The organism is Achromobacter sp. (genome assembly GCF_036567245.1).
Taxonomy (GTDB): Bacteria; Pseudomonadota; Gammaproteobacteria; order Burkholderiales; family Burkholderiaceae_B; genus Achromobacter.
The window spans coordinates 1-9,285 of sequence record NZ_DATCUY010000060.1 but is presented as its reverse complement, the minus strand read 5'-3'; the positions used below and the strand labels follow the sequence as shown (position 1 = coordinate 9,285).

The 9,285-nt window shown below is 67.9% G+C and carries 7 protein-coding genes; 4 read left to right on the top strand and 3 right to left on the bottom strand.

Features of this window, described 5'->3' with window-relative positions; genetic code table 11:
- The first annotated feature begins 13 nt into the window (after positions 1 to 13).
- From tkt to VIR09_RS02105, 4 genes are all read left to right on the top strand, one after another.
- Positions 14 to 2,050 (top strand): transketolase, encoded by a 2,037-nt coding sequence (gene tkt, locus VIR09_RS02120; protein WP_332011361.1) that lies wholly within the window; start codon positions 14 to 16, stop codon positions 2,048 to 2,050.
- Between the two features lie 14 nt (positions 2,051 to 2,064).
- Positions 2,065 to 3,075, top strand: a complete 1,011-nt coding sequence (gap, locus tag VIR09_RS02115; protein WP_013395726.1) for a type I glyceraldehyde-3-phosphate dehydrogenase — start codon at positions 2,065 to 2,067, stop codon at positions 3,073 to 3,075.
- Between the two features lie 95 nt (positions 3,076 to 3,170).
- Positions 3,171 to 4,367 carry a phosphoglycerate kinase gene (locus VIR09_RS02110; RefSeq protein ID WP_332011356.1) on the top strand — a complete coding sequence of 399 codons (1,197 nt, stop codon included), beginning with the start codon at positions 3,171 to 3,173 and terminating at the stop codon, positions 4,365 to 4,367.
- A gap of 155 nt (positions 4,368 to 4,522) precedes the next feature.
- Positions 4,523 to 6,211 carry a SulP family inorganic anion transporter gene (locus tag VIR09_RS02105; RefSeq protein ID WP_332011354.1) on the top strand — a complete coding sequence of 563 codons (1,689 nt, stop codon included), beginning with the start codon at positions 4,523 to 4,525 and terminating at the stop codon, positions 6,209 to 6,211.
- Between the two features lie 39 nt (positions 6,212 to 6,250).
- Here VIR09_RS02105 and fabI read toward each other — a convergent pair whose 3' ends face one another.
- From fabI to VIR09_RS02090, 3 genes are read right to left on the bottom strand one after another with little or no spacing between them, the layout of a single operon-like run.
- Complete coding sequence (gene fabI, locus VIR09_RS02100; protein ID WP_332011352.1) at positions 6,251 to 7,024, bottom strand: enoyl-ACP reductase FabI; 774 nt, start codon at positions 7,022 to 7,024, stop codon at positions 6,251 to 6,253.
- A complete protein-coding gene (locus tag VIR09_RS02095) occupies positions 7,021 to 8,205 on the bottom strand; it encodes an acetate kinase (RefSeq protein WP_332011350.1) in 1,185 nt (394 codons plus the stop codon). Before VIR09_RS02095 ends, fabI begins: the two co-directional genes overlap by 4 nt.
- A gap of 31 nt (positions 8,206 to 8,236) precedes the next feature.
- Positions 8,237 to 9,202: a phosphate acetyltransferase gene (locus VIR09_RS02090; protein WP_332011359.1), complete on the bottom strand. Its 966-nt coding sequence runs from the start codon at positions 9,200 to 9,202 to the stop codon at positions 8,237 to 8,239.
- Between the last annotated feature and the right edge of the window lie 83 nt (positions 9,203 to 9,285).

Below are 9,285 nucleotides of genomic sequence, written 5' to 3'. Positions count from 1 at the left end.
AAGAGCCTTCCGAATGAGCAATCCGACCGCCCCTAAACTTGCCTTGGCGGATGCCATCCGCGCCCTCGCGATGGACGCCGTGCAACAAGCGAACTCCGGGCATCCGGGTGCTCCCATGGGCATGGCGGAAATCGCCCAAGCCTTGTGGGCCGGCAACCTGCGTCACAATCCCAAGGATCCCGCCTGGGCCAACCGCGACCGCTTCGTGCTGTCCAACGGCCACGGCTCGATGCTGATCTACGCCTTGCTGCACCTGACCGGCTACGACCTGCCGATCGAAGAGCTGAAGAACTTCCGCCAGCTGCATTCCAAGACGCCGGGCCACCCCGAAGTGGGCATCACCCCGGGCGTGGAAACGACCACCGGCCCGCTGGGCCAGGGCCTGGGCAATGCCGTGGGCATGGCGCTGGCCGAAGCGCTGCTGGCCGCCGAGTTCAACAAGCCTGGCCACACGCTGGTCGACCACCACACCTACGCCTTCACCGGCGACGGCTGCCTGATGGAAGGCATCTCGCACGAAGTCTGCTCGCTGGCCGGCACGCTGAAGCTGGGCAAGCTGGTGGTGCTGTATGACGACAACGGCATTTCCATCGACGGCCACGTCGAACACTGGTTCGCCGACGACACGGCCAAGCGCTTCGAAGGCTACGGCTGGAACGTGATCCGCGGCGTGGACGGCCATGACGTCGCCGCCGTGGACGCCGCCATCAAGGCCGCGCGCAAGCAATCGGAAAAGCCCACGCTGATCGTCTGCCGCACCGTCATCGGCAAGGGTTCGCCCAATATGGCCGGCACGCACAATGTGCACGGCGCGCCGCTGGGCAAGGACGAAATTGCCGCCACCCGCGCCGCGCTGGGCTGGTCCTCGGAACCGTTCCAGATTCCGCAAGACATCTACGACGGCTGGGATGGCCGCAAGCAGGGCGCCGCCGCCCAGGCCGAATGGCAGTCGGCGTTCGACGCCTACGCCGCCGAATTCCCCGCCGAAGCCGCTGAATTCACGCGCCGCATGAAGGGTGAAATGCCCGCCGGCTACGCCGAACAGTTCAAGGCGTTCCTGGACGCCACGCTGGAAAAGGCCGAAACCGTCGCCACCCGCAAGGCGTCGCAGTTCGCGATCGCCGCCCTGGCTCCGTTGCTGCCGGAAATGCTGGGCGGCTCGGCCGACCTGACCGGCTCCAACTTCACCGACTGGAAGGGCGTCGCCGCCGTCCGCGCCGGCGACAAGGGCATCCAGTTCGGCCGCCACATCAACTACGGCGTGCGCGAATTCGGCATGGCCGCCATCATGAACGGCGTGGCCCTGCACGGCGGCTACCTGCCGTTCGGCGGCACGTTCCTGACGTTCTCCGACTACTCGCGCAACGCCATCCGCATGGCCGCGCTGATGAAGCAGCGCGTGGTCCACGTGTTCACCCACGACTCCATCGGTCTGGGCGAAGACGGCCCGACCCACCAGTCGATCGAACACGCTTCCAGCCTGCGCCTGATTCCCAACCTGTCGCTGTGGCGTCCTTGCGATACGGCCGAAACCGCCGTGGCCTGGAACGCAGCCGTGACGCGCCCGACCAGCATCGGCATGGACGTGCATGACGGTGGCCCGACGGCCCTGTTGCTGTCGCGCCAGAACCTGCCGTTCGTGCCGCGCGACGCTGCCACCGTCGAGGCCATCGCCCGCGGCGGCTACGTGCTGCGCGACGCCGCAGGCGCCCGCGCCGTCATCATCGCTACCGGCTCGGAAGTCGCCATCGCGCTGGACGCGCAGGCACAGCTGGCCAAGGAAGGCGTCGCCGTGCGCGTGGTCTCCATGCCCAGCACCGACGTGTTCGACCGCCAGGACGCCGCCTGGAAGCAATCCGTGCTGCCCAAGGGCCTGCCGCGGGTGGCTGTCGAAGCCGGCATCACCGCCTTCTGGCACAAGTACGTGGGCCTGGAAGGCGCCGTCGTCGGCATCGACCGCTACGGTGAATCCGCGCCCGCCGGTGCACTGTTCAAGTTCTTCGGACTGACCGCCGACAAGGTGGCCGAGACCGTCAAGCAAGTTTTGTAAAAAGGAGCCTAGTCATGACCATTCGCGTCGCCATCAACGGTTACGGTCGCATCGGCCGCAACATCCTGCGTGCCCACTACGAAGGTGGCAAGAAGCACGATATCGAAATCGTCGCCATCAATGACCTGGGCGATCCCAAGACCAACGCGCACCTGACGCGCTACGACACCGCCCACGGCAAGTTCCCGGGCACCGTCGAAGTCGACGGCGACTTCATGGTCGTCAACGGCGACAAGATCCGCGTGCTGGCCAACCGCAACCCGGCCGAACTGCCCTGGGGCGAGCTGAAGGTCGACGTGGTGCTGGAGTGCACGGGCTTCTTCACGACCAAGGAAAAGGCCGGCGCGCACATCAAGGGCGGCGCCAAGAAAGTCATCATCTCGGCCCCCGGCGGCAAGGATGTCGACGCCACCATCGTGTACGGCGTGAACCACGGCGTGCTGAAGGCTACCGACACCGTCATCTCCAACGCGTCGTGCACCACCAACTGCCTGGCCCCGCTGGTCAAGCCGCTGAACGACAAGCTGGGCCTGGAAAACGGCCTGATGACCACCGTCCACGCCTACACCAACGACCAGGTCCTGACCGACGTCTACCACGAAGACCTGCGCCGCGCGCGTTCGGCCACCATGAGCATGATCCCCACGAAGACCGGCGCCGCCGCCGCCGTGGGCCTGGTGCTGCCGGAACTGAACGGCAAGCTGGACGGCTACGCCATCCGCGTCCCGACCATCAACGTGTCGCTGGTCGACCTGTCGTTCGTGGCCAGCCGCGATACGACCGCCGAAGAAGTGAACGGCATCCTGAAGGCCGCCTCGGAAGGCGAGCTCAAGGGCATCCTGGACTACAACACCGAGCCCCTGGTTTCGGTGGACTACAACCACAACCCGGCCTCCAGCACCGTTGACGCGTCGCTGACCAAGGTTTCGGGCCGCCTGGTCAAGGTCTCGTCCTGGTACGACAACGAGTGGGGCTTCTCGAACCGCATGCTCGACACCACCGTCGCGCTGATGTCGGCCAAGTAAGCAACACGGCTAGTTGATAGAGGGGACGGATTTGTTTTCCGCGCTTGCGGAAAATGGGTTCGTCCCCTTTGTACGCCCATCGTAGGAATCCAAATATGTCCAAGGTCAACACTCTGTCCGCGCTGGCCAAGTCCGGCGCCCTGTCCGGCAAGCGCGTGTTCATCCGCGCCGATCTGAACGTGCCGTTCGACGACGCCGGCCGCATCAGCGAAGACACCCGCATCCGCGCCTCGGTGCCCGGCATCCGCATGGCGCTGGACGCCGGCGCCGCCGTCATGGTCACGTCGCACCTGGGCCGTCCCAAGGAAGGCGTGCTGACCGAAGCCGATTCGCTGGCCAAGGTCGGCCAGCGCCTGTCCGAGCTGCTGGGCATGCCCGTGCAACTGGTGCGCGACTGGGTCGATGGCGTCCAGGTCGATCACGGCCAGGTCGTGCTGCTGGAAAACTGCCGCGTCAACGTCGGCGAAAAGAAAGACGACGAAACGCTGTCGAAGAAGATGGCGGCGCTGTGCGACGTCTACGTCAATGACGCGTTCGGCACCGCCCATCGCGCCGAAGCCACCACCCACGGCATCGCGCGCTTCGCGCCCGTGGCCTGCGCCGGCCCGCTGCTGGCCGCCGAACTGGACGCCCTGGGCCGCGCGCTGCACGAGCCCAAGCGTCCGCTGGTCGCCATCGTGGGCGGCTCCAAGGTGTCGACCAAGCTGTCGATCCTGCAATCGCTGGCCGACAAGGTCGACCAGCTGGTGGTGGGCGGCGGCATCGCCAACACCTTCATGCTGGCCGCGGGCCTGTCCATCGGCAAGTCGCTGGCCGAGCCCGACCAGGTCGACCAGGCGCGCGCCGTGATCGACATCATGAAGCAGCGCGGCGCGGCCGTGCCGATTCCGGTCGACGTGGTGTGCGCCAAGGCGTTCGGCGCCGATGCCGAAGCCACCGTCAAGGCGGCTGAAGACGTGGCCGACGACGACATGATCCTGGACATCGGTCCCAAGACCGCGGCGCAGCTGGCCGAGATCCTGAAGCAGGCCGGCACCATCGTCTGGAACGGTCCCGTGGGCGTGTTCGAGTTCGACCAGTTCGCCAACGGCACCGAAGTGGTGGCGCGCGCGATCGCCGAATCGGCAGGCTTTTCGATCGCCGGCGGCGGCGATACGCTGGCCGCCATCGCCAAGTACGGCATCGGCGAGCAGGTCGGCTACATCTCGACCGGCGGCGGCGCTTTCCTGGAATTCCTGGAAGGCAAGACCCTGCCCGCCGTGGCCGTGCTGGAAGCCCGCTACGCCAAGTAAGCCGGTTTACCGTGCCAAGCCGAAGCCGCCCCCATGGGGCGGCTTTTTCATGCGGGCCGCTTGATGGCGGCCGCCCCGGTTCGGCTGGCTTGGTGTAGCCTTGGCGCAAATCTGCGCTCCGTGCGCGCTTTCTCCCCGATCTTCCTCGCAGCACCATGAACTTACGTTTCATTCCCGGCCTCAACAACTTCCGCGGCATCACCCGGGACTCGGCCCGGCGCGACGTCACCGCGGGCCTGAGCGTGGCGGCGGTGGCGCTGCCGGTGGGCTTGGCCTACGCGGCCATGATGGGGGTGCCGCCCGTGGCCGGCCTGTGGGCGGCCATCGCCGGGATGCTGGGCTACGCCTTGTTCGGCTCGTCGCGCACCTTGATCGTCGGGCCGGACACGGCCACCTGCACGCTGATTGCAGCCACCCTGACCGGGATGGCGCTGACCTCGCCGGAAGACCGGCTGGTGGCCGCCACCGGCATCGCCCTGACGGTGGGCGTGGGCTGCCTGATCGCGCGCGCGCTGCGGTTGGGCGTGCTGGCCAACCTGCTGTCGCGTCCCGTGCTGATCGGCTACATGGCGGGCGTGGCGATCACGCTGGCCTTGTCGCAGCTGAGCGGCCTGACGGGAGTGGGCCTGCGCAACAGCGGCCTGGTGCATCCCTTCCTGGAACTGTCGCGGCGCTTGCCCGAGATCCAGATACCCACCCTGATCCTGGGACTGACCTCCTGCGCGCTGCTGGTGGCGGTGAAGCGCTGGCGGCCGACCTGGCCCGGCCCCATCTTGCTGGTGGTGCTGGCCTGCCTGCTGTCGTGGCTGTTCAATTTCCCCGGGCTGGGCATCGCCGTCGTGGGCGAGGTGCCCGCCGGCTTGCCGGCCCTGAGCCTGCCGGTGCGGCTGGAGGGCGTGGACGACATCCTGCTGGGCGCGGCGGGGGTCTTGGTGGTCAGCTTTTCCAGCGGCATCGTGACGGCGCGCAGTTTCGCCGCGCGCACGGGTGAACACGTGGATCCCAACCGCGAGCTGGTGGGCTTTGGCGCGGCCAATATGGCGGCGGGCCTGTTCCAGGGATTCGTGGTGACCGGCGCGGATTCGCGTACGGCGGTGGGACTGGTAGCTGGGGGCTCCTCGCCGCTGGTCAGCGTGACCGCAGCGGCGGCCTTGGCGGTCGTGGTGGGTCTGTTGAGCGGACCGCTGTACTGGCTGCCGCAGGCCGTGCTGTCGGCCATCCTGCTGCTGGCCGCCATCAGCCTGTTCGACGGCCACGCCTTCATGCGCCTGGCCCGCATCTCGCGCATCGAGCTGGCGTTCGGCATCCTGGCGGCGGTGGGCGTGGTGGGCTTTGGCGTGCTGCAAGGCGTGGCGGTATCGGTGGGCGCCACGCTGCTGTATGCGATGTATGTGTCGGGCAACCCGCGCGATGCGCTGCTGGGCCGGCTCCCTGGGGAGACGGTGCTGGGCAAGCTGCACCTGAATCCCGAGGCGCAGCCGGTGCCGGGCACGGTGATCTGGCTGTTCGAGTCTTCGGTGTGGTTCTTCAACGCCGATGCCTTCCGCCGGCGCGCGCGCGAGATCATCGAGCAGGCGGGCGACGTGCACTGGTTCGTGCTGGATGCCGAGGCCATGACCCAGGCCGACGCCGACGCGGTCGAGGCCCTGTACGAGCTCAAGCACCTGCTGGACGAACGCGGCATCACGCTGCTGGTGGCGGGCGGGCACGGCCAGTTCCGCACCGCGCTGGAACGTTCCGGCCTGGTCAAGAAGATCGGCCGCGACAAGATTTTCGGCAGTCCGGAACAGGCGGTGGAAGCGATCGAACGCTGGCGCCAGGCCGCTCCGGCCACGCTAGGCTAGGCGTCTCCTGCTCGGCGCCCCCCGGCCAGGCGCCCCCGGCTAGTCGATGATGTGATAGCCGCCGTCGATGTATATGGTCTGCCCGGTCATGCGGCGGGCGGCGTCGGTCGCCAGCCAGGCGGTCGCTTCGCCCACGTCGTCGATGGACACCAGGCTGCGCGTAGGGGCCTTGGCTTGGGCCCGGTCCAGCAGCGCGTCGAATTCGGCGATGCCCGAGGCGGCGCGCGTCTTCAGCGGCCCCGGTGATATCGCGTGCACGCGTATGCCCTGCGGACCCAGTTCCGCCGCCAGATAGCGGGTGGCGGATTCCAGCGCGGCCTTTACCGGCCCCATCATGTTGTAGTGCTCGACCACCATCTGCGAACCGTAGTAGCTCATGCAGAACAGCGCACCGCCCTTGCGCATCAGCGGCTCGGCCAGCTTGGCCATGCGGATGAAGGACCAGCAGGACACGTCCATGGCCTGCAGGAAGCCCTCGCGCGAGCAGTCGGTTACGCGGCCGTGCAGATCGTCGCGCGGCGCAAAGGCGATGGAGTGCAGCACGAAATCCAGTTGGCCCCATTCGGCAGCGACGCTGTCGAACACGGCCTCCAGTTCGCCGTCATGCATCAGGTCCAGCGGCAGCAGCAGCGGCGCTTCCAGCTGGCGCGCCAGCGGCTCCACATGGCGCAAGGCCTTGTCGTTCAGGTAGGTGACCGCCAGCTCCGCGCCCAGGGCGCGGAACGCCTTGGCGCAGCCCCAGGCGATCGAGTCCGCATTGGCGATACCGGTCACCAGGCCGCGCTTGCCCGCCAGCGGCAGGGCCGCGCTCATCGCTGCTTCACCAGCGCCAGCGTGTGCTGGGCGATGATCAGCTCTTCGTTGGTGCGCACCACATAGACGCCGATGCGGCTGTCGTCGGTGGAGATGCGCGGCCCGTGGCGGGCGTTGCGTTCCGGGTCCAGCTTGATGCCCAGCCAGCCCCAGTGCTCGCTGATCGCCTGGCGGATCTCGGCGGAGTTTTCGCCCACGCCGGCGGTAAAGACGATGCCGTCCACGCCGTTCATGGCGCAGGCCAGGCCTATCATGCCTTCGGCCACGCGCCAGGCGAAATACTGCAGCGCCAGCTTGGCCGAGGGCGCGTCGCTGGCCAGCAGTTCGCGCATGTCGTTGCTGATGCCGGAGAGGCCCTTCATGCCGCAATCGTGATAGAGCAGGTGCTCGATCTCGTCGTGGTTCATGCCGCGTTCCATCATCCACAGCACCACGCCGGGGTCCAGGCGGCCGGGGCGGGTGCCCATGGGCAGGCCTTCCAGCGCGGTGAAGCCCATGGTGCTGTCCACGCTTTTGCCATGATGCATGGCGCAGGCGGAAACGCCCGAGCCCAGATGGGCCGCGATGATCTTGCCGCCGGCGATTTCAGGCAGCGCCCTGCTCAGGCGCTGCGCGATGTACTCGTAGGACAGGCCATGGAATCCGTAGCGGCGCACGCCTTCCTGGTACAGCCGTTCCGGCAGCGCGTAATGGTCGGCCACGTCGGAATGGCTGCGGTGGAACGCGGTGTCAAAGCAGGCCACCTGCGGGATCCAGGGGCGGCGCTCGCGGATCACGCGGATGGGCGCCAGGTTGTTCGGCTGGTGCAGCGGCGCCAGCGGCGTGAAGGCGTCGAGCTTGGCGAGGATGGCGTCGTCGATCAGCACCGGCTCGGACAAGTCCGGCCCGCCGTGCACCACGCGGTGGCCCACGGCCAGCGGCGCGCCGCCCAGGTGGCCGCTGAGCCAGGTGCCGACGACTTCCTGGCCGTTGGGCACGTCGGGCGCATGGCTGGGCGCGATCTCGCGTTCGACCAGGGTCTGGCCGGCGGCATCGCGCACCTTCAGCTTCGGATGCGAAGTGCCTATGCCTTCGAGCTGGCCGCCCAGGCGCGGGGCCAGCTCCTGCGCGCCGTCGATGTCGTACAGGTAGAACTTGATGCTGGAACTGCCGGCGTTGATGACGAGAATGGTATCGGCCATGGCGCTGTGATTCCGGGTTGCGAGTGGTGCTTCAGGCTAGCGGACGAGCCTGTTGCTGGGCCAGGTGGTGCGCGTAGATCGCAGCCACCGCGCAGGACGCGAGGCGCGAGCGCGGGCTGTCGGCGCGGCTGGTCAGGATGATGGGCACGCGCGCGCCCAGCACGATGCCGGCCGCTTCGGCGTTGGCCAGGAAGGTCAGGTTCTTGGCCAGCATGTTGCCGGCTTCCAGATCAGGCACGACCAGCACCTGGGCCACGCCGGCCACCGGCGAGCGGATGCCCTTGATGCGCGCGGCGTCGGGGCTGATGGCGTTGTCCAGCGCCAGCGGGCCGTCCAGCAGGCCGCCTGAGATCTGGCCGCGGTCGGCCATCTTGCACAGCGCGGCGGCTTCGATGGTGCTGGGGATGCTGGGATTGACCTGCTCGACCGCCGACAGGATCGCCACGCGCGGCTCGCCCAGGCCCAGGCCGTGGTGCAGGTCGATCACGTTGCGGATGATGTCGGCCTTGGTTTCCAGGTCCGGGAAGATATTGATGGCGGCGTCGGTGATGAAGAGCGGCTCCGCGTAGGTCGGCACTTCCATGATGAAGACGTGGCTGATGCGCCGGCTGCTGCGCAGCCCGGTGCTGCGCGCCACCACTTCGTGCATCAGTTCGTCGGTGTGCAGGCTGCCCTTCATCAGCAGTTCGGCTTCGCCGCTGCGCACCAGGGCGACGGCGCATTCAGCGGCCGCGTGGCTGTGCGGCGCGTCGACGATGCGGGCATCGCCCAGGTTCAGCTTGTGCTCGGCGGCGACGGCGCGGATCTTCTGCTCGGGGCCTACCAGGATAGGCTTGAGCAGGCCCAGGTCGCGCGCTTCGAGCGCGGCCGACAACGAGGGTTCGTCGCAGGGGTGGGCGATGGCGCAATGCGCCGGCGCCAATGTCTGTGCGCGCGCGATGAGCCTGTCGTAATGGGACGTAGGGGGCAGCGTCATTCGGATTTTGCCTTGGCGGATTTGCGCGCGGGACGCGCGGCGGGTTTGGCCGAGGCGCTGCGTTTGGCGCGCACCGGAACGGCAGGCTGGGCCGCGGCCGAGGG